At 29.4% G+C, this 449-nt stretch carries 1 protein-coding gene; it reads left to right on the forward strand.

Annotated elements, in window-relative coordinates; translation table 11 throughout:
• Window positions 1-449, forward strand: a 449-nt coding sequence (locus tag D7Y15_RS43775) for a hypothetical protein (protein ID WP_199746079.1), incomplete at both ends; no start/stop codon positions are given.

Below are 449 nucleotides of genomic sequence, written 5' to 3' on the forward strand. Positions count from 1 at the left end.
ACTTATTGCTAAAAAAAATAAATTTTGGAATATCCCCTCTGAAATACATCATTTGAAAGATGCGATTGATAAAAAGACCAATGACTATCTTGACTTATACTTTATCAAACTTGAGAAGGAAAAGCAAAAATGGTTATATAGCACAGAGAGTAATCAATTTATTAAATTTGTGTTTACTCCTCTTATAGAATTTGGTAAAGAGAGCAAAATATACCTCTACTTTGTCACACTTACCGTATATCAAAATGGATCAATAGTAATTGATTTATTTGAGGATTTGAGAGACTCTTTTTATGATGTCGACTTTCAACACCCGTATACCAAAATGATAGCCAAACTCTTTCCTGATTTTAAAAAGCGAAACAAATCATACTCTTTGGACTCTTCTCAACAGTTAGATGATATTTTAAATTATATAAAAAAAGAATTATCTTCAATAAGCGGAGGCA

The organism is Corallococcus sp. AB030 (assembly GCF_003668965.1).
Lineage (GTDB): Bacteria > Myxococcota > Myxococcia > Myxococcales > Myxococcaceae > Corallococcus > Corallococcus exiguus.